A 25,711-nucleotide genomic window follows, 5' to 3' on the forward strand; every position below is an offset into this window, starting at 1 on the left:
TCTCTTTCATCACCTCCCACTCGCGCCGCCAACGGCGGCGCGGCTAGCGGGTATCCGGCGCGTTCTCATCCTTGTCTTCGTCACCCATGGGGTTGGGCACGCCTACGGTGTCCGCGGCGAAGGCCTCTCGCTCACCCAGCGGGCGCGAACGCCCGACAGTGGTATCCTTCACGGTCTGGCGCTCCAGCTCGCAGTTGAGCTCGGCGCCGAACAGCACTAAAAACGCCGACATCCAGAACCACATCATCATGGCGACCACCGCCCCCAGCGAGCCGTAGACTTCGCTGAAGGTGGTGAAGTGGCCCACATAGAGCGACAGCGCCGCCGAGCCCAGAAGCCAGGTGAGCGTAGCGAACAGCGTGCCGTAGTTGAGCCACTCCCAGCGCGGCTTTCGCCGATAGGGCGCAAAGCGGTAGAGCAGCGTGATCAGAAAACTGGTGATGATCAAAAGCGCCGGCCAGCGCAGCCAGTTGATGAGGTTGTTCAGCGGCGCGTCGATGGCGAGCGACTCCACCGCCATCGGAATCAGCGCGATGAAGCCAAGCGAAATCAGCGTCATCGCGATCAGTCCGAAGGTGAGCAGGGTCAACAGCACCGTGCGGCGTAGAAAAGGGCGCTTCTCGCTTTCGCCGTAAACGACGTTAAGCCCTACCACCAGCACCGCCACCCCCTTGGAGGCGATGAGCATGGCGATGGCAAGCCCGATCATCGCGGCCATGAAGTTGCCCGCTTCGGTGTTTTCGATCACCTGCTCGGCCTGCTGGTCGATCAAATTCGCCGCGTCCGGCGGCATGAAGCGACTGATCTCGTAAAGCTGCTGGGCTGCTTCCACCGGGTCGAATAGAAGTCCCCAAAGCGAGATGACCGCCGCGATGGTGGGAAACAGCGCCAACAGCGCGTAGAAAGCGGTGCCTGCGGCCAACATGGTCAGGCGGTTGCGCCGCGCCGCGCGCACCACGCGCCAGCACACGTCCAGAAGCCCGGGCGTGGGAATCTCCTCCGGCGTTTTCGCTCGGCGCCCGCGCGAGGTTGTTTGCGATGTCTCGCTCATTGGCTTCCCTCCCAAATCAGTAGCAGCGCCAGCACCACCGCCAGCGCCATCATCAGCCCGCTGCCGTGTCGGCGCATCCATCGCTCCCCTTCAAGCGCATGATTCAAGCGCGCCATCACGAAACGCTCGAGCACCAGCGCGCGGGCAACGCTCGAGCGCTTCACGCGTTTTGCCCGCCGCGCTACCCCCTGGCAAAGCGCGACCAGCCACTTCGCGATCTTTCGATACGGCCACCACAAATCCCCTGCCGGCAGCGTCGGCGCGCTTAAAGCGCTGGCAATCACCACGCCGACGACCACCAAAACGATCCCGGCAGGCAGCGGCCATACCAGGGATGTGAGCGACGACAGCGCCGGCACGTGCACGCTCTGATCCGGCAGTGGCAGCCACCAGGGCGCGGTGAGGGCGGCCAGAATCGCCAGTGACCAGCCGGCGAGCTGCCAGGCGTCGCTGTCGCCGGTGTCGCGGTCCTGCCACTGGCGCCATACACACACGCTGACCAGCGCCGTCGTGCCCACCGCCGCCCACGTCAGCAGGAGCACGATATAGTGATGCCCGCCCTCCTCCAGAACGTGCTTGACGCTGTACTTGCTGATCACCCCTGCGCCGAAGGCACCGGTCAGCGACAGCGCCGGCAGCGCCAGCACACTCCACAAGAGTGCGGTGGGCAGGCGCGGCATGTGCTCGCTCACGCTGGTGCCCAAAAACAGCGCGCCCTTCGCCAGCGCATGGTGGCCGGCAAACAGCGCAATGCCCGGCAGCAGTGCCGGCCAAAGTGTCGGGTCGAGCAGCCCCACCGCCACCAGCGTGGTCATCATGCCCATCTGGCTGATGCTCGAGTAGGCCAGCACCGCCTTCGGGTGGCGCTGGCCCACCCCGTAAAGCGCCGCGCCAAAGGCAGCGGCGAAACCGGCCACCAGCATCACGTTGCCCAGCGTCGAAAACGCCGGCGCCAACCCCTCCATGCCTAGCGGAAGTAGCATCAGCCAGCCCAGAAGCCCGGCCTTGATCATCGCCCCACTCAGCACCGCGCTTGCCGGCGCCGGTGCCACCGGATGGGCCAGCGGCAGCCAGACGTGAAGTCCGATCACCCCGGCCTTGACGCCAAAGCCCAGCCACAGAACAAGCGCCATCCACACGCCCTCGGGGGCGGCGGCGATCGCCTCGCGCACGCCCTCGAGCGTGGTCGCCTCGCCGCTGCCCGCCGCCCATAAAAGCCCGCCGAGGATCAGAGCTTCACCGATCACCGCCAGCACGATATAGGCGTGCGCCCCGCGTTTGGCCGCGTCGCTTTGCTCGTGCAGCACCAGCGCGTAGGCGGCGAAGGTCATCAGCGCAAAGCCGAAATAGAAGCTTGCGATGTCCTGCGAGAGGATCAAAAACGCGTTGCCCAGAAACGTCAGCGGCCAGAACAGCGTGAAGCGCAAAAGCCTATAGTGTTCGCCGTCGTCGCCCAGGCGGGCACGCGCCGCCGCGCGCTTGAAGTAGCCCCGGGCGTGAAGCGCCGCCAGACTCCACAAAAGCGCGGTGAAACCAAGCCAAACGCGGCCGAGCGTGTCGAGTGCCCACTGCCCGCCGAGCAGCCAGGCCTGCCACTCCCACGCTCCTTCGCCAATGAGCGCAAGCAACAGGGAAGGCCAGGCGGCGCTGAGCCACCAAAGCGAAAACAAGTGCCACGCCTTGGGCGGGCGAAACATCTGCCGAACCACGTTCAGCGCCACGCAAAGCGGCCATAAAAACGCGACCAACAGCAGCGCGGTCATGGCAGATACTCCCCGACCGCAACGCGGGTCGCCCAGTCCAGCGGGCTAAAGGGCAGTCCCGCCAAAAGCCCGGCCAGAAGGCTCACCGTCGCGGTAAACACCGCCGGCCACAAGAGCCACCCGTGGGTCTCCAGGCGCCCCAGGCGCTGCTCGCTCGGCCACTCGCCCACCCCGTGAGCCGGCCCCTGGCAGAACCAGAGCCGGTAAACGATCGGCAGGAAGTAGAGCGCGTTGAGCACGCTGCTGAGTACCAGCACCGCCACGACCCAGAGCATCTGCGCCTCGATGGCGCCGATGCCCAGATACCACTTGGTGATGAAGCCGGCGGTCGGCGGCAGGCCCACCATACCGAGTGCGCTCAGGGTGAACGCGATACTGGTCAGCGGCATACGCCGCCCGGCCCCGTTCATCTCGTCGATGCGGTGAATGCCGAGCTCCTCGGCGTAGCTGCCGGCGCAGAAAAAGAGCGTCACCTTCATCAACCCTTGGTGCAGCAGGTGGGCCAGCGCCCCGATGGTGCCGAAAGGCCCGACCAGGCACGCCCCGAGCACGATGTAGGAGACCTGGCTGATGGTCGAAAAGGCAAGCCTTGGCTTGAGTTCGGCCTGGGTGATCGCCCGCAGCGACCCGTACAGGATGGTAAAAGCCGCCAGCGCCGCAAGCCAAGTGGTCACGCCGAGCTCGACGCTAAGCTCGATGCCGTACAAATCATAGATGATGCGCAGAATGCCGAAGGCGCCGGCCTTGACCACGGCGACGGCGTGCAACAGCGCGCTGACCGGCGCCGGCGCGACCATCGCCCGGGGCAGCCAGCCGTGCAGCGGCACGATCGCCGCCTTGACCGCCAGCCCGCCGACCAGCAGCGCGAAAATGAGCATCAAAAGCCCGCGGTGATCGCCCAGGTAGCGATCAAGCCCCTGTTCTGATGCAAACGACTGATCGCCGGTCAGGCTGTAAAGCAGCACCACGCCGAGCAGTACCACCACGCCGGCGCTGAGCGTATAGCGCAGATACACCCGCCCTGCCGCCAGCGCCTTGGGCGTGCCGGCGTGGGCGACCAGCGGGTAGGTCGAGAGCGTGAGCATTTCGTAGAAGATCAGGAAGGTGAACAGATTGCCCGCCAGCGCGATCCCGAGCGTGCTGGTGACACAAAGGCTGAAGAAACCAAAAAAGCGCTTGCGATTCGCCGCGCCCTCGAGATAGCCGATGGCGTAGACGGTGGTACAGAGCCACAGTATTGATGAGAGCCCGGCGAACATGACGCCCAGCGCATCGGCGCGCAGCACGAAGTCGATGCCGCCGATGATCTGAAAACTAAAGGTATCCTCGAAGCCCAGGGAGACCCGCCAGACCATCAGCACTACCAGCGCCACCTTGCACGCCGCCGCGGCGAGGTTGATCACGGTGCGCGCCGACCGCGCAGTTTCCGGCAGCGAAAAGATCGTGATCGCGGCGAAAAGCGATACCAAAAGCGCGGCGAGCGGCAGCCAGGCCATGTCGTTCATTTCGTTCATGCGCCCGCTCCATGCAAAAGCCCCAGGGGAAGATGCGCCAGAAGCCCCAGCGAGAGCGCGGCGAGCGCCAGAATCAGCGCTATCGCATCCATGCCAGGGGCCAATGGGCGGTAGTCGTGGCGCGGTGCGGTTTCATCGAAGGAGTAGCGAAACACGCGAAAGACGTAGGCCGCGGTCAGCAGCGTTCCCGCTAGAAGTGCCGCCGCCGAGGTCCACTGGCTTTCCAGTACCATGGCATGAAGAAGCAGCCACTTGGCGGTGAACCCGGCGCTGGGCGGCAGCCCCATCAGCGTGATCGAGGCGATCCCGAAGGTGAGTAGCGACAGCGGCAGTCGCCGGCTGGTCCCGGCGAGCCCTTTCAGCGAGCTTTCGCCGGTGGCGAGAATCAGGTTGCCTGCCGCCAGAAACATCGCCGCCTTGGCAAGTCCATGGCCGATCAGCATCAGCCAGAACCCCTGCCAGCCAAGCGCCCGGGGAATCGGCGCGACGTCCGGCCCGAGCAGCAGCGGAAAGGCCACCATCAGATAGCCAAGCTGTGCCACCGTCGAGGAGGCGACAAGGGTTTTCAGCGAGTCTGCTCGCCAGGCGATCAGCCCGCCCCAGACGATCGCAAGCGCCCCAAGCCAGGCCACCAGCCGCGGCGCCCAAAAGGTATCCGGGAGCAAGATGCTCCAAAGCATGATGAGAATGTAGAGCGAGCCCTTGATCACCAGCCCCGCGTGCAGCGCGCTTACCGGTGTCCAGGCGCTCTGGTGAACCGGGCTCAACCAGGCGTGCAGCGGAAACAGCGCCGCCTTCAAGGCAAGTCCCGCACCCAGAAGCGCCGCCGCCACCCAGGTAACGAGGCCAGGCTCGACGACCCGGGAAAGCGCAAGCAGCTCAAGCTCGCCCCACTGCCCCAGAATCAGCGCCACCCCCATCAGGTACGTGAGCGAACCGACCAGTGTCAGCATCAGATAGCGCATGCCCGCCTCGAGGGCGTCGGGCTTGCCGGACAAGAGCAGCATGGCCACCGCCGACAGCCCGAGCGTTTCGAGCGCCGCGTAGAGCGTCAAAAGATCCGCCGCGAGCCATAAAAGCGATAGCGCGCTAATCAGAGCCCCCATCAGCGGCCACAGCCAGCGCTCGCCGGCACCCGACTCGGTCAGGCGAAAATGCCCCGGGGCATAAAGCGCCGCCGCCGCGCCCACACACTGGGTGACGAGCAGCAGCAGCGCCCCGAGGCCGTTCATGCGAAGCGACAGCGTCACGCCCACCACCTCGGCCTGCCAGCGCAAAAGCCCCGCCTGCTGAACATCGCGCAAAAGCCAGAGCCCGGCAACCACGACCAGAGCGCTCACCAACAGCACCGGCCAGCCGCGTTTGGGGGGATAAAGTACCGCGGCAAGACCCGCCGCCAGCGGCAGCACCAGCGCGCACAAAAGTGCCCAGTGGCTAAGCGCCAGCGGCGAAAACGTGCTGTCGAACAGTCCAAAGCGCCAGGTCATGAGGGGCTCCCCGCACCGGGGGTATCTTCCTCGCCCGCCTCGTCTTCATGGGAGTGTAGATGGCGAATCAACAAGGCCCCCAACAGCGAGCCGAACCAGGCGATGACAAGCCCAACGCCGACCAGGGCCTGGGCGCCTTCCTCGGTGCCGGCAAGCCCGGTCATCAGCAAAAATACGCCAGAGCCCAGCACGTTGAAGGCGAGCAGCCGGCGCAAGCGGTGGCGGTGAAGCGCAAACGCACCCATGGCGGTGCCGACCATCAGCACCGCCACGATCATCAGCGGGTGCTCGGAAAGCGAGTAGGCCATGCCGGGCACGACAAGGCGAATCACCGCGCCGATCATTACACACCAGGCAAGGGTCAGCGCGGCGCGGGCGAAGCGGTGACTGACTGGCCCCTGAAAGGTATCGACGTGGTGGCTTTCACGCTGAAAAGCGCGCCAGGAAAATCCATGGGTAAAAGCGCCCAGGGCATAAAAAAGCGCCGTACCAGTGAGCAGCACGCCGAGTACAAGTTCCAACAGCGCAAGCCAGGGCGCGCCCAGCCACCACCAGGCCAGCGTCATGGCAAGCGAAAATGCGAGGAACGCGCAGGTAGCGCGCGCCACGTGGCGGTCGAACAGACAAACGAGCGCGGCGAGCGCCAGACACGCAGCCAGCCCCGCTTCCCACAGATCGATGGACGCTAACATAGGCCTCGCTGATTCCCTGCTCGGCTGGAAAAGAACCACTTTGCCTGCGTTTCAAACGCTTGTCGAACGGGGACACGCCGGTTTTTCGCCCGTCACACGGTCGCCGGTCGACGAAGGACTAGCCAAGCCTCGCCTGCAGCCACTTGCCGATATCGTTGACCTGCTGCGGACAGAGCGCGTGGGCCATGGGGTACTGACGATAGTTGACGCTGTAGCCCTTCTCCTTGAGCCGATCAGCGCCGGCGCGGCCGAGGGTTTCCGGCACCACCGGGTCGAAATTGCCGTGGTGCACCTCGACGGGAATGGCGGCGTTGGCCTCGGCAAAGGCAATGCTCTCGCCAGTGGCCAGATAGGTCGACATCGCCAGAAGCCCGCCCAGCGGGGCCTCGAAGGTGAGTGCGGCCTGATAGGCGACCGCCCCGCCCTGGGAGAAACCCGCCACGATGATACGGCGGCTATCCATGCCCTGGTCGATCTGCTCCTGAATCAGCGCCTGAATGCGCTCGGCGGAGCGTTTGAGCTGTGCCTCGTCCACCCGGCGGCCAAGATCCATCGCCAGAATATCGTACCAGGCGGGCATCACCATGCCGCCGTTGACGGTGACGGCCAAGCGCGGCGCGTGGGGCATGATGAAGCGCACGTTCATATCCTTTGATAACCCCATCGCCGGAATCAAGGGCTCGAAGTCGTGACCGTCCGCGCCGAGGCCGTGAATGATGAACACGCAGGCATCCGCCGGCTGGCCATTTTTGGGCTCGATGATCAGTTCACCCGGCTCTGACATAACGCGATCTCCTCGTAAACAAAAGCGACACCCTAGCGCAAAGTGATCGTGACGGCGAGCGCTAGAAAGGCCACACCAGCGGGATCAACGCCACGGCGATCGCCCCGGTCAGCACGTTGAGCCCGCCACCGACCTTGAGAAAGTCGCTGATGCGATAGCCACCGGGCCCATAGACCATGAGATTGGTCTGATAGCCGATCGGGGTCAGAAAGCTCGCCGAGGCGGCGAACATGATGGTCACCACGTAAGGCATCACGTTCACGCCCAGACTTTCAGCGGCGGCGGTCACCACCGGGAAGATGATCACCGCCGCGGCGTTGTTGGTCACAAGCTCGGTGAGAAGCGCCACCACGCAGTAGGTGCCCAGAAGCAGAAGCCAGGGGCTTCCCGCCACCATCGAGAGCACGCCGCCGGCGAGCACGTCCGCCGCCCCGGAGGCCTGAAGCGCCCCGCCCACTCCAAACGAGGCGGCGATGGTCAAAAGCACCTGGGTGTCGAGGCCGCGCTTGGCCCCGGCCACCGAACAGCAGCCGGTCAAAAGTGCCAGTGCGGCGCCGAGCATCGCCGCGTTGAGCATACTCATCACGCCCACGGCGGCCAACAGCACCGCGCCGATCAGGATACCCCAGGCCAGCGGCGCCTTTTCATGCACCGGGCGAGCGGCGCCATTGAGCTCGCTGATAAGAAGAAAATCACGGGATTCGCGGTGGCGCTCGATGAACGGCGGGCGCGCCTCGAGCAGCAGCACGTCCGACGACTGCAGCCGCACCTGACCCAGGTTACCGGTGACCCGCTCGCCGCCGCGGCAAATCGCCAGCACCGCCGCCCCGTAGAGCGTGCGAAAGCGCCCGTCGCGGATGCGCTGGCCGATGAACTGGCACTGGTGTGACACCACTGCCTCGACCAGCCGGCGCTCCTTGAACTCCTTCTCCAGGTTCGAGCCCCGTTCGCTCGACGGCACCAGCCCGCGGATCTGCTGTAATTCGACGGCGGCGTCGCTGGTGCCGGTAAACACCAGCCGGTCGCCGCCCTTGAGCCGCTCGCCGGGGCCGACCACGCTGACCACGTTACCGGCCCGCTCGATCTCGACCAGAAAGAGCTCCTGCAAATGCCGAAGCCCTGCCTCTTCCACGGTGCGATCGACCAGCACGCCGCCGGGGTCGACCTCCATCTCGATAGTGAACTCCCGGGGGTTGGCGAACGCCCGCCCCATCCCTTCGCGGTTGGGCAACAGCCTGGGCGCGACGAAAATCAGGTAGGCAAGCCCTGCCAGCGCCACGGGCAGGCCCACCCAGGCCAGATCGAAAAGGCCCATCGAAAGCTCGGGGTAGCGCTCGGTCAAAAGCCCATAGACCACGAGGTTCGTGCTGGTGCCAAAAAGCGTGACGGTACCGCCGAGAATCGAGGCGAAGCTTAGCGGCATCAACAGCCGCTGCGGCGAGCGGCGAATGCGCCGGCTCCAGCTCATGACCGCGGGAATGTAGGTCGCCATGACCGGGGTGTTGTTCAAGAACGCGCTCAAGGAGGCGACCGGCAACACCAGCCGCGAGAGCGCTCGCCGCTCGGTGGCGGGGGTGCCGAGCACGTGGCGAATGATGAGATCGATGCCACCGGTTTCACGAATGCCCGCCACCAGCACGTACATGAAGGCCACGGTGAAAAGCCCGGAATTGGAGAACCCGCCTAGCGCCTGGCCTGGGTCGATCACGCCCAGGGTGAGCAGCACTACCACCGCGCCCATCAGGATAATATCCGGCCCCAGCCGGGAGAGCGCCATCAACGGAAATACCGTTAGTACGACCCCGATCGCAATCCAAGCATCCAATGACATGACGCGCGCCTTAAAAAAAGAAACGTGCTCATTGTGCCGCCTGCCAGATATTCCAAAAAGCTATTTTTAGGAACACATTTATTCGATAAAAGAATATAAAGAGATCATTCGCGCCGCTTTCTTCATGTAGCTACTCAAAAATGAGAGGTGGCGTGATTACAAAATCGATGAAAAGCGCCGAGCGCCTGGGAGAAAAGCCCGCTAAGCTCCTAAAAGCGGCCGTTACCAAAAATATCAAAGGCTAACCTTTCTTTACATTATAGATAAGCGGTACCTGAATCGTACGTGGTGGTCGGCCGGACTGTTTCGTCATTACGGGAGAAGACCGCATGGAAACGCAGCATATCTTCGTCGTCGGGCTCAACGACTTTAACCACGAGCGCTTGAAGCGCCTGCGAGGCGCCGAGCACTTCGAGTTTCATGGCGTCATCGAGCCCGCCGAGGTCTACGACACCGAGGTGTTTCCGATCGCGTCCATGGTCGAGCGCGCAAGCGAAACGCTTTCGAACTTCGAGCACGATATCGACGCCATCGTTGGCTACATGGATTTTCCCGTCTCGACCATGCTGCCGCTTTTGTGCGACCGCTTTAACACCCGCACCACGAGCCTGGAGAGCCTTTTGAAGTGCGAGCACAAGTATTGGAGCCGGTGCTGTCAGCGTGAGGTGATCGGCAACTTCATCCCCCGTTTTACCGCCTTCGACCCCTTCGACGACCAGGCGCTGTCGGAAATCGGCCGCGCCGGGCTCTATTTTCCGTTCTTCATCAAGCCGATCAAGTCATCCGGCTCCCGACTTGGCTTTCGCATCGACAGCCCGGAAGATTTCGAATCCGCGATCAAGGCGCTCAGACGTGATATCGGGCTGATTTCCGAGCCATTCAACTTCATTCTCGAGCAGGCCGAGATACCCGAGGAGGTGCGCCGGGTCGACGGCGGCTTCTGCATGGCCGAGGAGATCATCGGCGGCTGGCAGTGCACCGTGGAAGGCTACGTGTTCGAGGGCAAGGTGGTGCCCTACGGCATCGTCGATTCGCTTCGCTACCCTCGGGTGCTGAGCTTTCTCTACTACCACTACCCCTCCACCCTGCCGGAGAAGATTCAGGACAAGATGCGCGAGCTGACCACGATGCTGCTGTCGCATATCGGTTACGACAACGCCGCCTTCAACGTGGAGTTTTTCTGGGACGAAGTTCAAAACCGCATCTGGCTTTTGGAGGTCAACACGCGCATTTCGCAGTCTCACTGCGACCTTTTCGAAAAAGTCGACGGCGTCAGCCACCAGCAGGTCACCATCGACCTGGCGCTGGGCCAAACGCCGAACATGCCTCATCGCGAAGGCGCTTATCCGGTAGCCGGCAAGTTCTTCTACCGCGTCTTTTTCGATGACGCCACCGTCGCCCGCGTGCCCTCCAAAGAGGAGATCAAGGCGCTGGAAGAGGCTTACCCGGGCACGCTGATCGATCTGCAGGTGGCGCCTGGCCAGCGGCTCTCAACGCTTCCCGAGCAGGACGCCTACAGCTACGCGCTCGCCTACATCTGGATGGGGGCGCCCACCAGCGAGGTGCTGGAGAAAAACTACCGCAACCTGGCCGAGCGGCTTCACTTCGAATTCAGCGACGTGATCGGCTAAGCGACACGTTCGCTTTCAAGGCCATATTCGCTTTCAAGGAGAGTGCTTATGCAGATCGTGGATGACTTGCCCCGCCGCGTCTTCGAGGAGGAGACCTGGATCGAGATGAGTGACGGCACGCGCCTGGCCGTGCGCATCTGGCGCCCCGTTGACGCCGACACCGACCCGGTACCCGCCATCGTCGAATACCTGCCCTACCGCAAGCGCGATTTGACCGCCCAGCGCGATGCCGGCATGCACCGTTTTTGGGCCGGCCACGGCTATGCCGGCGTGCGGGTAGATATTCGCGGTACCGGCGAGTCCGACGGTGTACTCCATGACGAGTACCTGCCCCAGGAGCTCGATGACGGCGTCGAGATTCTTGCCTGGCTCGGCCGCCAGACCTGGTGTACCGGAAGCGCGGGGATGGTGGGGATTTCCTGGGGCGGCTTCAACGGGCTGCAGATCGCCGCGCGCCAGCCGCCGGAGTTGAAAGCGATCATTACCATCTGCTCCACCGACGACCGCTACGCCGACGATGTCCATCACATGGGCGGCTGCATGCTGGTGGACAACCTTTCCTGGGCCTCGACCATGTTCGACGGCAACGCCTGCCCGCCGGATCCGGCGCTGGTCGGCGAGCGCTGGCGCGAGATGTGGCTCGAGCGCCTGGCCGGAAGCGGGCTGTGGCTCAAGCAGTGGCTCGAGCACCAGCGCCGCGACGACTACTGGAAGCACGGCTCGGTGTGCGAGGATTTTGGCGCCATCACGTGCCCGGTCTACGCCATCAGCGGCTGGGCGGACGGCTACTGCAACGCGGTGTTCAGGCTCATGGAAGGGCTCGACGTGCCGCGCAAGGGGCTCATCGGCCCCTGGTCGCACAAGTACCCGCACCTGGGCGTGCCCGGCCCCGCCATCGGCTTTTTGCAGGATGCGCTGCGCTGGTGGGACTACTGGCTCAAGGGCATCGACAACACCATCATGGACGAACCCATGCTGCGGGTCTGGATGCAGGAGTCGGCGCCGCCTTCCACCCGTTACGACCACCGCCCGGGGCGCTGGGTCGCCGAGCCCGGCTGGCCCTCGCGCAATATCGTCCCCCAACACTTCAGGCTCACCGCCGGCCACGACCTGCTGGCCGAAGACGACGAATCAAACGGCAGCGCAAGCGGCGCGGCCGAGGCGCCAATGACACTGCGCTCGTCACTCTCGGTCGGGCTTCACGCCGGCAAGTGGTGCTCCTACAACGCGCCGCCGGATCTCCCCCACGACCAGCGCGACGAGGACGGCGGCTCGCTGATCTTTCAGACCGCGCGGCTGGACGCCCCACTCGAGATCTGCGGCCAGCCGGTGCTCGAGCTCGAACTCTCTTCTGACCAGCCGGTGGCGATGGTCGCGGTGCGCCTGAGCGACATTCACCTGGACGACAAGGCCACCCGCGTCTCTTTTGGGCTTCTCAACCTGACCCACCGCGACAGCGACGAGTTTCCCGAGTCTCTGGAGCCCGGCAAGCGCTACCGCGTGCGGGTCGCGCTCAAGCACATCGCTCAGCAATTCATGGCAGGCCACGCCGTTCGCGTGTCGATCTCGACGAGCTACTGGCCGATCGCCTGGCCGGCGCCGGAGCCGGTTCGCCTGACCTTCCACCCCGAGGCGTGCCGGCTGACGTTGCCCACCCGCGAGCCGCGACCACAGGAGGAAGCGGCGCTGCCCGCGTTCGAGCCGCCGGTATCGGCGCCGGGGCTTGCCACCACGGTCATCGAGACCGGCAGCGAGGTGTGGCGGGTGATTCGCGATTTGGCTACCGACGTCAACGAGGTGCTGGTGGTCAACGACGAAGGTGCCTACCGCTTCGACGACATCGATCTCGAGATCGCCGGCAAGGTGACCGAGCGCTACCGCTACGCCTATGGCGATTATCGCAGCATCGAAGGGATCACCGACTGGGAGCGCACCTTCCGCCGCGGCGACTGGATGGTGCGCACGCTGACCCACACGCGGCTCACGGCAAGCGCCGACGCCTTTCGCATTCAGGCAACCCTGGACGCCTGGGAAGGCGACACGCGGGTCTACTCGCAAAGCTGGGACGAGTCGATCCCTCGCGATCTGGTTTAGGTGGCCAAACGCCAGCCAATAAAAAACCCCGCGATAAGCGGGGTTTTTCTAGCCCGATTGCGTTAGCAAGCGGGAAACATCAGCGATTCGAAATTACAGAACCTTGATGTTGGAAGCCTGAAGGCCTTTTTTACCCTGGGTGACGTCGAAGGAAACCTTCTGGCCGTCCTGCAGAGTTTTGAAGCCGTCAGCCTGAATTTCGGAGAAGTGCGCGAACAGGTCGTCGCCATTGTCGTCCGGAGAGATGAAGCCGAAACCTTTAGTGTCGTTGAACCACTTAACGGTACCAGTTGCCATGATCGAAATCCTCGATGTAGCTTAATGAAAAGCCGGGTAATACCCGAGTTACAGTGGGTAGAACAAGAAACTTTCACCAGACTCAACGCTTGAGCGTTTCGATGCTGCTGACAACGTTCGACTTGCTAACCTACTGCTTCGAAGCATGCGCCTATGCAGCACACACGTCAACACCATGCCTTAAAAAAATGTCAATGCGATGACGCTGCATCCAAAATCCACTTAGCGGCTTTTTCGGCGATCATCAGGGTGGGTGAATTGGTGTTCCCGCTGGTGATGGTGGGCATGATACCGGCGTCTGCCACCCGGAGTCCGGCCACGCCCAGCACTCTCAATCGGGCATCCACCACCGCCATCGGATCCTCCGCTTTTCCCATGCGCGTGGTGCCCACCGGGTGGAAGATCGTGGTACCGATATCGCCGGCCAGGCGTGCCAGTTCCTCGTCGCTTTGGTACTGCGCGCCGGGCTTGACCTCTTCGGGTTCGTACCTTGCAAACGCCGGCTGCGCAGCGATACGCCGGGTCACGCGCAGCGAGTCCGCGGCGACCCGCCGGTCCTCCTCGGTGCTCAGGTAGTTCGGGCGAATCGACGGCGGCACCGCCGGGTCGCGGCTTTTGATACGTACCGTGCCGCGACTGGTCGGATTCAGATTGCACACGCTTGCGGTGATCGCTGGGTACGGGTGAAGCGGCTGGCCGAAGGCCTCGAGGCTCAGCGGCTGCACGTGGTACTGGATGTTGGGGTGGGCGTAATCACTGGAGCTTCGCGTAAACGCGCCCAGCTGCGACGGCGCCATGCTCATCGGCCCGGTGCGCTTGGTCAGATACTCCCAGCCGATGCCCGCCTTGCCCAAAAGCGTCGAGGCGATGGCATTGAGCGTTCTGGCGTTGCTGACACGATACACCGAGCGGATCTGGAGGTGATCCTGCAGGTTCTCGCCTACCCCGGGCAGCTCCTTCACCACCTCGATGCCGAGCTCTTCCAGGTGAGCTCGCGCACCGATTCCGGAACGCTGTAAAAGCGCCGGCGAGCCAACGGCACCGGCGCAGAGCACCACTTCCCTTGAGGCGCTCACCTGCTCGAGGCGCCCCTGGCGCTCGAGCTCGACGCCGGTACAGCGCGGCCCGCTCTCGCCTTGCTCGAAGCAGAGCGCGTTGACCTGGCTTGTGTGCCAGAGCGTCAGGTTCGCCCGCTTCAATGCCGGGCGCAGAAACGCCTTGGACGTGTTCCAGCGCCAGCCGGCGCGCTGGTTGACATCGAAGTAGGCCACGCCTTCGTTGTCGCCGCGGTTGAAATCGTCGGTACGCGGGATGCCCGCCTCGACGGCGGCGCGGGCGAAGTCGTCGAGCACCGGCCACTTGAGCCGCTGCTTCTCTACCCGCCACTCGCCCTCCTTCCCGTGAAAGCGCCGGTGCGCCTCGTCGGCGTCGCCGCCGTCGTCCATCCGGTAGTGGCTTTCGTGGCGCATGAAATCCGCAAGGCAGCTTTGCCAGCTCCAGTCCGGGTCGTCGACCACCTGCGCCCAGTGGTCATAGTCGCGGGCCTGGCCGCGCATGTAGATCATGCCGTTGATGCTCGAACAGCCCCCCAGGGTCTTGCCGCGCGGGTAGATCAGCGAGCGGCCGTTCAAGCCCTCGTCCGGCTCGGTTTTGTAGAGCCAGTCTGTGCGCGGGTTGTTGATACAGTAAAGATACCCCACCGGCACGTGAATCCAGTGGTAGTTGTCGCGCCCGCCCGCCTCGATCAGCAGCACGCGATTATTCGGGTCGGCACTGAGCCGATTGGCCATCAAACAGCCCGCGGTGCCGGCGCCGATCACGATATAGTCGAAGGTGTCGCCGGCGCCTTGATGTGCGTTGTTAGTGCGCGCTGCCATGAAACCTCCTGACTATTTGGCCGTGGGCATCATGAAATCGGCGCCGTCGTCGATGGAGTCGGACCAGCGCTGCATGATCGACTTCTGTTTGGTGTAGAAACGCACGCCCTCTTCGCCGTAGGCGTGGGTGTCGCCAAACAGCGAGCGCTTCCAGCCGCCGAAGCCGTGCCAGGCCATGGGTACCGGAATCGGCACGTTGATGCCCACCATACCGACCTGAATACGCCGGCCGAACTCTCGCGCCGCACTGCCGCTTTCGGTGAAAAGGCTTACGCCGTTGCCGAACTCGTGGGCGTTGATCAGCTCGATGGCGCTCTTGATATCCGGCACGCGTACGCAGGCAAGCACCGGGCCGAAGATCTCCTCTTTATAGATCGTCATCTCCGGGGTGACGTGATCGAACAGCGTGCCGCCCATCCAGAAGCCGTCGGTGTTGCCTTCGCCCGCCTGGCTCGACTCAAACGCGCGCCCGTCGACCACCAGCTCAGCGCCTTCTGCCGCGCCCTTTTCGATATAGCCGGTGATGCGCGCGTGGGCCTCTCTGGTGACGATCGGCCCCATTTCGGCGTCTGGCTGCATGCCGTCCTTCACCTTGAGCGTGCGGGCGCGCTCGGCAAGGCGTGCCACCACCTCATCGGCAATGTCATCGACCAGCACCGCCACGCTGATCGCCATGCAGCGCTCGCCGGCGGAGCCGAACGCCGCACCGACCAGCGCATCCACTGCCTTGTCCAGATGCGCGTCGGGCATCACCACCATGTGATTCTTCGCCCCGCCCAGCGCCTGCACCCGCTTGCCGTGGCCGGCGGCGCGCTGATAGATCGCGTTGGCGATCGGCGTGGAACCCACGAACGACAGCGCCTGCACGTCCGGGTGATCGATCAGCGCTTCGACCGCCTCCTTGCCGCCCTGCACCACGTTGAACACGCCGTCGGGCAGGCCCGCCTGCTTTAGAAGATCCGCGATCAGTAGCGAGGCGCTCGGGTCCAGCGGGCTTGGCTTCAGGATGAAGGTGTTGCCGGTGGCCAGCGCCACCGGGAACATCCACATGGGCACCATGGCAGGGAAGTTGAACGGCGTAATGCCTGCCACCACGCCCAGCGGCTGGCGCAGCGTCCAGTTGTCGATGCCGGTGCTCACCTGGTCGGTGTAGTCGCCCTTGAGTAGCTGCGGCACGCCGCAGGCAAATTCGACGATATCGATCCCGCGGGCCACCTCACCCTGGGCGTCAGAGAAGACCTTGCCGTGCTCTTTGGTAATCGCCTCGGCAAGCTCGTCCTTGTGCGCGTTCAAAAGCTCCAAAAACTTGAACAGCACCCGGGCGCGGCGAATCGGCGGCGTCTCCGCCCAGGCGGGAAACGCCTGGCTTGCGGCCTCGACGGCGCGGTTCACATCGGTCTGGTTCGCCAGCGCCACCTGACCGGTGACTTGGCCAGTGGCGGGGTTGGTGACGGGCTGGCGCTCGGCGGCGTCGCCGTCTACGCGCTGGCCGTTGATGTAGTGCTGGATCGCGGTGGACATAAGCTGCCTTCTGATCGGTGATCATGGATACGGCTCGCCCGCCTGATCGACGGTGCGGCCTGAAACTATCGCTCGCTCGAGCTTACCCCGCGCCGGGCCGCGATCAATTGAGTAATTCTTAAGCGCGATATAAGCTTTTCTGATAACAAAACCGACCCACAGGAGCTTTCATGCAGGAGTACGCCGCCCTGCGGGCGTTCGTGGCCGTTGCCCAAAGCGGCAGCGTCTCGAAAGCCGCCGCCACGCTGCACCTGACCCAGCCCGCCGTCAGCCTAAAGTTGAAGCAGCTGCAGGCGCATTTGGGCCTCACCCTCTTTATCCGCCGCCCCCAGGGCCTTGCGTTGACCAGCGATGGCTATGCGCTGTTGCCCGCCGCGCGCCAGGCGCTGGCCAGCGCCCAGGCCTTCGAGCAGAGCGCCCATGCCCTGCAGCAGACGCTTCGCGGCAAGCTCAGGGTCGGCACCATCGTCGACCCTGAGTTCATCCGCCTGGGCCACTTCTTGAGCCGGCTGATGGCCCGCGCGCCGCAGCTCGAAACCGAGCTCGCCCACGGCATGAGCGGAAGTGTCATCACCCACATCGAGCGGGGCGAACTCGACGTGGGTTTCATCCTCGCCCCGCCCGGCGAGGGCCCCGGCGTCGATACGCTCGGGTTTCGCGAGCTGACCCACTTTCACTACCACGTGGTGGCCCCGCCGGGCTGGGAGAACCGGCTGTTGGATACCCGCTGGGAAGCGCTGGCGCGGCTTCCCTGGATCGTCACGCCAAGGGACTCCGCCCACCACCGGCTATTGAGTCGCGCCCTAAGCGAGTGCGGCGTAGCACCCAATCGTGTGGCCCAGGTCGACCAGGAGGCGTGCATGCTGGATCTGGTGCGCGCCGGCGTGGGGCTTTGTCTTGCCCGCGACGCCCAGGCCATGGCCGAGCGCCAGCAAAACGGACTGGCGGTGGTCGATGATGTGCGCCTGCCCTGCGCGCTCAGCCTGGCCTGGCGACAGGATCGTGAAGCCGAGCCGCCGATTCGCGCGGCGCTCGACACTCTGGATAGCGTTTGGCTCCATCGACTTTGAGCCGGCATCGCCGCTCGCAACCCGACGCGAAGCTTTTGGAACCCTCTCGTCGGTCAGGTGATCAAAACGAGCTACGCTGAATAGGCCGCGCCTTTGGTAGGGCCCAGTCAAGGCCGATCGATATTCATGTTTGGCCAGCGCGGCGTTTGTCTACTAGGGTTAAGAGCGAACCAAATAGACCAGTCGGCTAATGGGTGATTCACCCAAGGACTGGACGCGGGCTTCGGGCCCGCACTCAACGCGTTGATTAAAAGACAGGAGGTCTTATGAGCAACAGCATCACGACGGTCAATCCGGCCACCGGCAAAAACCTCGAAAGCTACACGCTGATGGACGAGAGCCAGGCGCTCAAGGTCGTCGAGCAGACCCACGAGGCTTTTTTACAGTGGCGGCTCACGTCGCTGGACGCGCGGGCGAAGGTCATCAAGGCGATCGGCAAGGCGCTTGCCGATAACAAGGAAGCCTTCGCCACGCTCATGGTCGATGAAATGGGCAAGCCGCCGGAAGAGGCGCGCCAGGAGATCGACCTGTGCGTCGGCATCTGCGACTACACCGCCGAGCACGGGCCAACCAAGCTCGCCGACGAGCAGCGCAAGCCCGGCAACGGCGAGCGCGGCATCGTGACCTACTCGCCGATGGGCGTGATCTACGGCATTCAGCCCTGGAACTTCCCTGCCTATCAGGCGGTGCGCTACTCGATCGCCAACCTGATGGCGGGTAACGGGGTGCTGTTGAAGCACGCCGAAAACGTCACCGGCAGCGGCCTGTTCCTCGAGAAGCTCTACCGTGATGCGGGCCTGCCGGAAAACGTCTTCCGCACGCTGGTCATCTCCCACGATGTATCGGACAAGATCATCGAGCACAAGTTTGTTCGCGGTGTGACCCTGACCGGCAGCGACACCGCCGGGCGCAAGGTCGCCGCCAAGGCCGCCGAGAACCTGAAAAAGACCGTGCTGGAGCTGGGTTCCAACGACGCCTACCTGGTGCTCGACGACGCCGACCTGGATCTGGCGGTGGATACCTGCGTCACCGGGCGCGTGTTCAACGGCGGCCAGACCTGCGTGGCGGCGAAGCGTTTCGTGGTGACCGAGAAGAACTATGAAGCCTTCAAGGAGCGTTTCGTCGAGAAGATGAAAGCGCTCAAGGTCGGCGACCCGAAAGAGAGCGGCACCGACGTCGGCCCGATGGCCCGCGTTGACCTGCGCGACGACCTTCACGACCAGGTCGAGAAAAGCGTGCAAAACGGCGCCAAAATCCTCTGCGGTGGCGAGAAGCCATCGGGTGCCGGCGCGTTCTACCCGGTCACGGTGCTGGACAACGTCACCCCCGGCCAGCCGGCTTACGATGACGAGCTGTTCGGCCCGGTCGCCGCGCTGATTCGCGCAAAAGACGACGAAGACGCCATGCGCATCGCCAACGACAGCCGCTATGGCCTCGGCGGCGGCATCATTTCGAAGGATGTGAAGCGCGCCACCGAGCTTGCGAGCAAACACTTCGATACCGGCATGGTGTTCATCAACGGCTTCGGCGTGGCCACCCCGGAAATGCCCTTTGGCGGCGTGAAGGACTCCGGCTACGGCCGTGAGCACGGCGGCTTCGGCATGCACGAATTCGTCAATGCCAAGGCGGTCATCATCGTTCAGGAGTAAGGGGACGGTGTCGGCCTGAAAGGCCTTTACTAGCAAAACTGATTGACGCCGCAAGCGCTGCTTGCGGCGTTTTTTGTGCGCGTCAGATGGAGCGCGTGGTGTAGGCCCGGCGGCGAAACAACAGCAACGCGGCCATCACAAGCCAGGTCAACAGCGCCGCGATGGCGTCGTCCAGCACCACGCCGAGCCCGCCGGGGGCGAACTCGGCCAGGTGGATGGGCGGCGGCTTGAGCGCATCGAGTAGCCGATAAACGATGAACGCGGCTGCCATTACCCAACGCGTTCGCGCCGCCTTGAGGCCAATCACCGCCAGCGGAAAGGCGACGATTTCATCGAACACGATGCTGCCGTAATCGAGCCCGCCGTAGTAGCGCGAGGCGTAGTGACAAACGAGCACGCCCAGGCCCAGCATCAGCGCGCTGATCGCCACTTGATGGCTAACGCGATGGCTCAGTAGCCACCAGGCCAGCGCTACGCCCCAAAGCGTGCCCACGGTGCCTGGGGCGAGCGGCGCAAACCCCACCCCCAGCCCCGAGGCCAACGCAATATTGAGCGTTTCGAGCATCAGCCCGCCTGGGCGGCTTTACGCTTGAGCCGGATCACCGTTTCGCGATCGAGCCCCAGGGCGTCGACGAGCTGCTCAATCCAGTCGCTTTCCATCACGTGGCGCTCACCGGCCACCGCCAGGCTGACCAGCAGAATTTCGCGAGCCGCCTGGGGTGAATCCGCCTGCTCGGCCAGTACGCTGGCCTCCAGCGGCGCGCTGAGCTGCTTTTCTACCCAAGCGTAGAGCTCGTCATCGGCGCCCAGGTCACTCATTTTCTGGGTGACTCGGGTGCGCGTCTGCTCCTCGCTTTGGCCGGTGGCGCGCGCGGTCAGAATCATCGCCTGCAGCAGTGTGCGGCTGCGCTGCTCCTGGTGCTCGCTGCTGAGCGAATCGATGTGCTCGTCGCTGGCGGTGCGGGCCTGGTCGCGGTCCCACTCGGCATCGGCACCGGCGCTCGGTCCGTTACGTAGTTCGGAGCTTTGCCACGCGTTCCAGGCATACATACCGATACTTGCCACGATTCCATACTTGAGCGCCTTGCCGGTCAGCTTACGACCAGGTCTTGATCCCATCAGCAGCGCCATGGCGCCGCCGCCCAGCGCGCTTCGGGTATCGAAGCCTGCGCGCGGCCGGGGCGACTGAGTGCGGTTTGGGCGCGGGCCGCGCGGACCCGGCGTCGGTTCGTCCAGCACGCCCTTGAGGCCCAACTCGCCGCTGCCTTGCTCCATCAACTGCTTGAAAATACTGCTTGCGTTCATCCGTGGACTCCTTGATTCAATGGAGTGGCAAGCCGCCACCCTACCAGCAGGTTAGACGGTTTCGCTCCCTTTGACCTCTACCCAACGCCGTCGGCGCCCATTACCCGGCCTGAGCCGCCTGACGCTCGAGCTCGGCAACCATCGGCGCATCCAGGTCGAGCTCCAGCGCGAGCTGGTCGAGCCAGGCTTTTTCCATCGGGTTCTGCTCGTCACTCACCGCCAGGCTGATCAGGTACATCTCCCGCGCTGCCTGAGGCGAATCCGCCTGAGAGGCGAGCGCTTTGGCATCGAGCGGGGCGTTGAGCTGCTGCTCGACCCAGGCGTGCAGCTCATCGTCGGCGCCGAGGCCATCGATTTGCTCGCTGATCAACGCACGCTCCTCGGCGTCGATATGGCCATCGGCGCGCGCGGCCATGATCATCGCCTGCAAAAGCTCCAGGCTTCGCCGCTCCTGGATTTCGCCTTCGAGCACGTCGACCCGCTCGCCCTCTTCGCGACCGGGCGCATCATTCTGGCTGCCCTTGGCCTGGTGGCTTTGCCACGCCTTCCAGGCGAGCATACCGACGCCGGCAATCGCGCCGTACTTGAGCGCCTTGCCGCCGAGTTTGCGCCCGCGTTTGGAACCCACCAGCATCCCCATGGCGCCGCCGCCGAGCAGGCTTTTGACGTCAAAGCCGCTGCCACCGCCGCCCTTTTTGGCCTCGTCACCGCCGCCAAACTGGCGCGAGAGGCCGTCGAGCATGCCCTTGACGTCCACCCCGCCGCTCTGGCCCTTGCCGCCGGCCTGCTTCATCAGCTGTTGTAAAATGTTGCTCGCGTTCATTGATGGCTCCTTGTCGTTGTGACGTCAACGTTCAATGGACCGCGCCCTTGATCGAGGTCGTACTGCCCAAGCGGTGCGCGGCTACTTCGATACGAACCGGCATCTGCTCCTTGAGTTCACTAACGTGAGAAATAATGCCGATCATGCGCCCGCTGGATTGCAGCTCGCAGAGCACCTCGATCGCCTGATCCAGCGCGTCCTGATCCAAACTGCCAAAGCCCTCATCGATGAACAGCGTATCGAGCTTGATGCCGCCGGCGTAGGCCTGGACCACATCCGATAGCCCCAGTGCAAGCGAAAGCGCCGCCATGAAGGACTCGCCGCCGGACAGGGTCGCCACCGGGCGCTGCTTGCCGGTGTAGGTGTCCGCCACATCGAGCTCCAGGCCCGAGGCGCTATTGCCTTTCGAAGGGTCCTCCCGGCGCACGAGCTGATAGCGCCCGCGGCTCATGCGGGTGAGCCGCTCGGAAGCCTGGATCAGTACGTCGTCGAGCAGCACGCCGAGCACGAAGCGCTGCAAACTGATGCGGTTGCCCGTGCGCCCGTTGGCCACGTCGCTGAGCGTCCCCCAAAGCCTGTACTCCGCCTCGAGTTCCTGCTGAGCCTCATGGGCGGCCTGGAGCTTCTGACGCACGCCGTTCAAGGCGTTCTGGCGCTCGCTCAGCCCGCGCCACGCCTCTAAACGCGTTTCTTCGCGGGCCTGGCTCGCTTCGACGTCGGCCGTAAGTGCCGCCATGTCCGGTTCGGGCTGATCATCGAGCCTGGCCTCGGCGCTGGCGATGGCGCCAACGAGTTCGTCCAGGCGCCGCTGGTAGGCCTCGACGCGCTGGGCCGCCGCCTGACGCTCGGGGTCGTCGAGCCGGGCGGCCTCAAAGGCGCGGGTGTCCTCGAAGGGGCTGGCCGCCAGCGCTTTCTGCCATTCGGCGCGGGCACTTTCCAATGCCTGCTCGGCCTGCTCACACCGCGTTTTGGCGCCGCTTGCGCGCTCCTCGGCGCGCGCCTGCAGGGCCACGCTTTCGTCGTACGCCCGGCGGGCGCTGGCGTGGGCCGTTTCGATCTCGCTGATGTCAGCGGTAAGCGTCTGAATGCTGGCTCGAAGCGCCTGCGGGTCGCGGGCATCCGCGGGCAGCGACTCGCTGAGCTGGTCGCGCTGGCTTGTCAGGCGAAGCGCCTGCTCCTTCGCCGCGTCCCGCTCGGTCTGAGACGCTTTCACCCTTTGATCCTGGGCGCTCCAATCGCGACGCAGCGTTTCGCGTTGCGTTGACAGCGCGTCGATCTCGCGCTCGACGCTTTCGCGCCGCGCCGCGCTGGCCTCGAACGTTGAGACGGCGCGCTCGAGCTCCAATAGCGGCGCACCGGCCCACTCGCCAAGCGCCTGACGCAGGCGGCTTCGCTGCTCGGCGTGCTGGCGGGCATCGAAGCGCGTCGCCTGCAGTGCACGCTCGGCGGCCTGCTGCGCCTGGCGGGCGGTGGCCGCCTGCGTTCTGGCCTGCTCCACCTGCTCTTTGGTGACGATGTCGCCGGCAGGCTTTGCGGGCGCGGGGTGGGCGTGACTTCCACACACCGGGCAAGGCGCGTCCGCCTGGAGGGTTTGCGCCAAAAGGGCCGCCTGGCCCTGGTGCCAGCGCATCTCGCACTCGGTAGCGTCGTGCTCGGCGCGGCGGGTCTCTGCCTGGCAGCGCTCGAGCGTTTGCGCCGCGCGCCGTTCGGCCGCCTGGGTCTGGCGCTCCGTGTCTGCCAGCGCTTCGAGCTCGCGGCGCGCCGTTAGAAGCGCCTGGTGACGATTGAGCTCCGCCGGCGCGCCGGCCAGGCGTTGATACTCCGCCTGAAGCACCTCAACACGCTGGCTGGCCGCCTCCCCCTGTCGGCGAATCTCCTCCAGGCGCTGCGTTTGTTGCTGGAAGGTGGAGTGGGCCTGCTGATGCGCCTGTTCGGCCTGGCGGGCTCGCGCGGCGAGCTCCTCGAGCGCTTGGCCCTTTTCGAGGTATTCGCCCAGCGCCCGGCGGCGCTCGGTGCGCTCATCAAGCCGCTCGAAACGTGTTGCCGCCTCGGCCAGCGACGCTTGCGCTTTTGCCGTGCGCTCGCGCTGATCATCGAGCCCCGCCAGCGCCTGGCGCCACTCTTCCTGGGCCGCCTCCAACGCCCTGCGCACCTGGACCTCGGCCTCGAAAGGCGCGCGCAGAGCCTGGGCGCGCTCGTTTTGCGCCAGGCGGTGGCGTTCGCCTTCGATGGCATCAGCGCTTTTCAGATGCGCACTTTTTTCACCTATCAGCGCGTCGCGCGCCTGGCGCTGGCGCAGGGTTTCCTCGCCTGCGTTGCGGCGCTGCTCCGCCTGACGGCGTTCGTGCCTGGCGGCCTCGAACCCGGCGGTGGCCTCCTCGACCCGGGGCGAAAGTGCGGCAAGCTCTTCCTCGAGCGCGGCTTCGCTTTCGAGCTCGCCGCCGGCCAGCAGGCCGCTGATATGCTCACGGTGGCTTTTGACCCGGGCGACGATGCCTTTCGAGCGCTCCAGCAGCTCATCCTCGATGCGCTTGAAGATCTGCGTTTGAAACAGCCGGGCAAAGATCTTTTCACGCTCGCTGGACGGCGCGACCAGCAGCTCGCGAAACTTGCCCTGAGGCAGCACCATCACCTGGCGAAACTGTTTGATGTCCAGGCCGAGCAACGCCTGAACCTGGGCGGTGGCCTCCCCCACGTTTTTGGCCACCAGGCACGTCTGCTCCTCGAGGGCCTCGTTGAGCTGCCAGAGCTGGGCTTCGGTGTTTTGCGTGGTGGTGCCCTCGCCGCGCGCCTTGGGGCGCTCCTGCTGGGGCACACGGCGGATGCGATAAAAGCGCTCCTGCAGGCGAAATTCCAGCGTCACCTCGGTGAGCAGCGCCGGGTTTGCGCTGTCGCAGCGCATCTGCGTACCGGTGCGATCTTCGCCGGTGGTCTGGCCGTAAAGCGCAAAGCAGATGGCGTCGAGAATCGAGCTCTTGCCGGCGCCGGTGGGGCCGTTGATCAGAAACAGCGGATGGCGGCCCAGGGCGGTGAAATCGAGTCGCTCGACCCCGGCAAAGGGGCCGAAGGCCTGCATGGTGAGCACGAGTGGGGTCACGGGCCGCCCTCCGCCTTGTTCAGCTCTGCAATCAGCGCTCGCACGACCGCTTGCTGGTCGTCGTCGAGCGCTTCGCCGCTGGTCTGCTCGAAGAAGTCGCTGAACATCTCCAGCGCACTGAAGTGGAGCTTTTCGCGGTCGAGCTGCTGGGCGCCGCGCGCCTCGAGCATGCCTGGCTTCTCCAGATGGAGCACGTTGGGGTAGAGCGCGCGCAGCTTGCTCATCGGGTCGAGAATGGCGTGGCGATCAGTCAGGCGTACCAGCAGGTAGTCCTCGCGGCGCTCAGACGCCTCGTTTTGTGCCTGCGCCAGCAGGCTTTCCAGCTCGCCTTCGAGCACGCGCACCTCGCGTTTGGGGGTGAGCGTGCGCCACTCGAACGCGAGCTGGCCGTCCGTATCGATATCGACCAGCGTCACGCCCTTTCGCTGGCGCGCTTCGGAAAAGCTGTATTTTAGTAGCGAGCCGCTGTAGCGGATGTGCTCGCCGCCGCGATACTGCGGCCCGTGCAGGTGGCCAAGGGCCACGTAGTCGAAACGCTGCATCGGCTCCCAGGCCACGCTCTCCGCCCCACCGAGATTGAGCGGGCGCTCGGAGTCCGAGGCGGCACCACCGTCGACGAAGCAATGGCTCATCAACAGCGCCGGGCGGCCTGGTTGGCGAACGGCCTCGATACGTTCGAGCAAAAAGCGGTGGGCGCTGTCGAAATCGCGTACCTCGCACTTGAAGGCGCTGCGCACGTGCTCCGGGTCGGCGTAGGGAATGCCGAAGACATCCACCGTCACGCCGCCGGCCTCGAGAGTGACCGGCGCGTCGGCCCGGTCGAGCTCGGAGAGAATATGAAGCCCGGCCTTCTTGAGGTGGCGGGCACCAAAGCGCAGCCGCTCGGCGCTGTCGTGGTTGCCGGAGATCATCACGACCGGCAGGCCGCGCTTATCGCAGAGCTCATAAAGCACGTCGTCGAGCAGCGTCACGGCGCCGGCGGGGGGAATGGCGCGATCGAAAATGTCGCCGGCGACCAGCACCGCATCGACGGCGTCACGATCGACGATCTCGATGAGCTGGTCGAGTACAAAGCGCTGGTCATCGAGCAGCGATACGTTGTGAAAAAGCCGCCCCAGGTGCCAGTCGGCCGTGTGCAGTAGTCGCATGGCATCGCCTTAATGAGAGTGCCCGCATCTTATCATCGACCTTCACCCCGGGGCACTGGCACTGCGACGCCTCTGAA

General features: G+C 64.6%; 19 protein-coding genes. 4 read left to right on the forward strand and 15 right to left on the reverse strand.

The genetic code is table 11. From position 1 onward, the window contains the following. Nucleotides 1–43: 43 nt before the first annotated feature. The 7 genes from OCT39_RS12150 to OCT39_RS12180 all read right to left on the reverse strand — a co-directional run bounded on the left by OCT39_RS12150 (nucleotide 44) and on the right by OCT39_RS12180 (nucleotide 9,122). Nucleotides 44–1,051 (reverse strand): YihY/virulence factor BrkB family protein, encoded by a 1,008-nt coding sequence (locus tag OCT39_RS12150; RefSeq protein WP_263584729.1) that lies wholly within the window; start codon nucleotides 1,049–1,051, stop codon nucleotides 44–46. After that, the gene (locus OCT39_RS12155) at nucleotides 1,048–2,814 is read right to left on the reverse strand and encodes a proton-conducting transporter membrane subunit (RefSeq protein WP_263584730.1); all 1,767 of its coding nucleotides are present in this window, start codon (nucleotides 2,812–2,814) and stop codon (nucleotides 1,048–1,050) included. The genes OCT39_RS12150 and OCT39_RS12155 overlap by 4 nt, the downstream gene beginning before the upstream one ends. Further along, nucleotides 2,811–4,328, reverse strand: coding sequence for a complex I subunit 5 family protein (locus OCT39_RS12160; RefSeq protein WP_263584731.1), 1,518 nt, complete (start codon nucleotides 4,326–4,328; stop codon nucleotides 2,811–2,813). The genes OCT39_RS12155 and OCT39_RS12160 overlap by 4 nt, the downstream gene beginning before the upstream one ends. Continuing rightward, the gene (locus OCT39_RS12165; protein WP_263584732.1) at nucleotides 4,325–5,815 is read right to left on the reverse strand and encodes a complex I subunit 5 family protein; all 1,491 of its coding nucleotides are present in this window, start codon (nucleotides 5,813–5,815) and stop codon (nucleotides 4,325–4,327) included. The genes OCT39_RS12160 and OCT39_RS12165 overlap by 4 nt, the downstream gene beginning before the upstream one ends. Then, a complete protein-coding gene (locus OCT39_RS12170; RefSeq protein ID WP_263584733.1) occupies nucleotides 5,812–6,507 on the reverse strand; it encodes a hypothetical protein in 696 nt (231 codons plus the stop codon). The genes OCT39_RS12165 and OCT39_RS12170 overlap by 4 nt, the downstream gene beginning before the upstream one ends. Nucleotides 6,508–6,625: 118 nt before the next feature. Continuing rightward, nucleotides 6,626–7,291 carry an alpha/beta hydrolase gene (locus OCT39_RS12175; protein WP_263584734.1) on the reverse strand — a complete coding sequence of 222 codons (666 nt, stop codon included), beginning with the start codon at nucleotides 7,289–7,291 and terminating at the stop codon, nucleotides 6,626–6,628. Between the two features lie 61 nt (nucleotides 7,292–7,352). Then, nucleotides 7,353–9,122 carry an SLC13 family permease gene (locus tag OCT39_RS12180; RefSeq protein WP_263584735.1) on the reverse strand — a complete coding sequence of 590 codons (1,770 nt, stop codon included), beginning with the start codon at nucleotides 9,120–9,122 and terminating at the stop codon, nucleotides 7,353–7,355. Nucleotides 9,123–9,451: 329 nt separating this feature from the next. On the opposite strand from OCT39_RS12180, the gene OCT39_RS12185 reads away from it, so the two are divergent. Together OCT39_RS12185 and OCT39_RS12190 are read left to right on the forward strand one after the other, a co-directional pair. Next, nucleotides 9,452–10,753: an ATP-grasp domain-containing protein gene (locus OCT39_RS12185; RefSeq protein ID WP_263584736.1), complete on the forward strand. Its 1,302-nt coding sequence runs from the start codon at nucleotides 9,452–9,454 to the stop codon at nucleotides 10,751–10,753. 48 nt (nucleotides 10,754–10,801) lie between these two features. Beyond that, nucleotides 10,802–12,847 carry a CocE/NonD family hydrolase gene (locus OCT39_RS12190; RefSeq protein WP_263584737.1) on the forward strand — a complete coding sequence of 682 codons (2,046 nt, stop codon included), beginning with the start codon at nucleotides 10,802–10,804 and terminating at the stop codon, nucleotides 12,845–12,847. Between the two features lie 93 nt (nucleotides 12,848–12,940). Here OCT39_RS12190 and OCT39_RS12195 read toward each other — a convergent pair whose 3' ends face one another. From OCT39_RS12195 to OCT39_RS12205, 3 genes are all read right to left on the reverse strand, one after another. After that, on the reverse strand, nucleotides 12,941–13,144 hold the full coding sequence (locus OCT39_RS12195; protein WP_009101184.1) for a cold-shock protein: 204 nt from the start codon (nucleotides 13,142–13,144) through the stop codon (nucleotides 12,941–12,943). Nucleotides 13,145–13,335: 191 nt separating this feature from the next. Then, nucleotides 13,336–15,021, reverse strand: a complete 1,686-nt coding sequence (locus OCT39_RS12200) for a GMC family oxidoreductase (protein WP_263584738.1) — start codon at nucleotides 15,019–15,021, stop codon at nucleotides 13,336–13,338. 12 nt (nucleotides 15,022–15,033) lie between these two features. After that, nucleotides 15,034–16,542 (reverse strand): CoA-acylating methylmalonate-semialdehyde dehydrogenase, encoded by a 1,509-nt coding sequence (locus OCT39_RS12205; RefSeq protein ID WP_263584739.1) that lies wholly within the window; start codon nucleotides 16,540–16,542, stop codon nucleotides 15,034–15,036. Nucleotides 16,543–16,712: 170 nt separating this feature from the next. On the opposite strand from OCT39_RS12205, the gene OCT39_RS12210 reads away from it, so the two are divergent. Beyond that, nucleotides 16,713–17,612: a LysR family transcriptional regulator gene (locus tag OCT39_RS12210; protein WP_263584740.1), complete on the forward strand. Its 900-nt coding sequence runs from the start codon at nucleotides 16,713–16,715 to the stop codon at nucleotides 17,610–17,612. 266 nt (nucleotides 17,613–17,878) lie between these two features. After that, nucleotides 17,879–19,261 carry an NAD-dependent succinate-semialdehyde dehydrogenase gene (locus OCT39_RS12215; protein WP_263584741.1) on the forward strand — a complete coding sequence of 461 codons (1,383 nt, stop codon included), beginning with the start codon at nucleotides 17,879–17,881 and terminating at the stop codon, nucleotides 19,259–19,261. 82 nt (nucleotides 19,262–19,343) lie between these two features. Here the strand turns inward: OCT39_RS12215 and OCT39_RS12220 are convergent, their stop codons facing one another. The 5 genes from OCT39_RS12220 to OCT39_RS12240 all read right to left on the reverse strand — a co-directional run bounded on the left by OCT39_RS12220 (nucleotide 19,344) and on the right by OCT39_RS12240 (nucleotide 25,634). Continuing rightward, the gene (locus OCT39_RS12220) at nucleotides 19,344–19,826 is read right to left on the reverse strand and encodes a phosphatidylglycerophosphatase A (protein WP_263584742.1); all 483 of its coding nucleotides are present in this window, start codon (nucleotides 19,824–19,826) and stop codon (nucleotides 19,344–19,346) included. Then, nucleotides 19,826–20,566 carry a tellurite resistance TerB family protein gene (locus OCT39_RS12225; protein WP_263584743.1) on the reverse strand — a complete coding sequence of 247 codons (741 nt, stop codon included), beginning with the start codon at nucleotides 20,564–20,566 and terminating at the stop codon, nucleotides 19,826–19,828. Before OCT39_RS12225 ends, OCT39_RS12220 begins: the two co-directional genes overlap by 1 nt. Before the next feature lie 100 nt (nucleotides 20,567–20,666). Next, on the reverse strand, nucleotides 20,667–21,389 hold the full coding sequence (locus tag OCT39_RS12230) for a tellurite resistance TerB family protein (protein WP_263584744.1): 723 nt from the start codon (nucleotides 21,387–21,389) through the stop codon (nucleotides 20,667–20,669). A gap of 31 nt (nucleotides 21,390–21,420) precedes the next feature. Beyond that, nucleotides 21,421–24,486: an AAA family ATPase gene (locus OCT39_RS12235; protein WP_263584745.1), complete on the reverse strand. Its 3,066-nt coding sequence runs from the start codon at nucleotides 24,484–24,486 to the stop codon at nucleotides 21,421–21,423. Beyond that, a complete protein-coding gene (locus tag OCT39_RS12240; protein ID WP_263584746.1) occupies nucleotides 24,483–25,634 on the reverse strand; it encodes an exonuclease SbcCD subunit D in 1,152 nt (383 codons plus the stop codon). Before OCT39_RS12240 ends, OCT39_RS12235 begins: the two co-directional genes overlap by 4 nt. Between the last annotated feature and the right edge of the window lie 77 nt (nucleotides 25,635–25,711).

The sequence above is a fragment of the Halomonas sp. GD1P12 genome (assembly GCF_025725645.1).
In the GTDB taxonomy this organism is placed as follows: Bacteria; Pseudomonadota; Gammaproteobacteria; order Pseudomonadales; family Halomonadaceae; genus Vreelandella.